General features: G+C 40.1%; 1 protein-coding gene. It reads left to right on the top strand.

Annotated elements, in window-relative coordinates; all coding sequences use genetic code 11:
- Positions 1-339: IS3 family transposase (locus RR45_RS10990; RefSeq protein ID WP_143465101.1), on the top strand; the 339-nt coding region annotated here is incomplete at both ends.

The raw sequence follows: 339 nt of genomic DNA, 5'->3' as shown, positions 1-339 counted from the left end.
TCAAGTCGTTGATAGTTTAACAGGACAGTATGCCATTACTGCTCTTTGTCATTATCTTGGTATTTCAAGGAGTGGTTATTATAGCTGGATAAAGAAAAACCGCCCCCTTACAAAATCTTGGAATTCTCAGCTGGCAGAGAAGATTCAACTTCTCTTTGATGCCTCTTTTAAGGGCTATCGCTATATCTGGATGCAACTTAAGCGACTTTATGATATAAGCGTCAACCCAAAGACTGTCCTTCGCTATATGCAAGTTCTCGGTTTGAAATCGCCAATACGCAAGAAACGCTTTACTTCTTGCACGAGGCAAGAAATGAACAAAAAAGCGAGAAAGGTTTC

It is taken from the genome of Pseudolactococcus chungangensis CAU 28 = DSM 22330 (assembly GCF_002441885.1).
GTDB classification, from domain to species: domain Bacteria; phylum Bacillota; class Bacilli; order Lactobacillales; family Streptococcaceae; genus Pseudolactococcus; species Pseudolactococcus chungangensis.
This window is presented reverse-complemented; position numbering and strand designations above follow the sequence as displayed.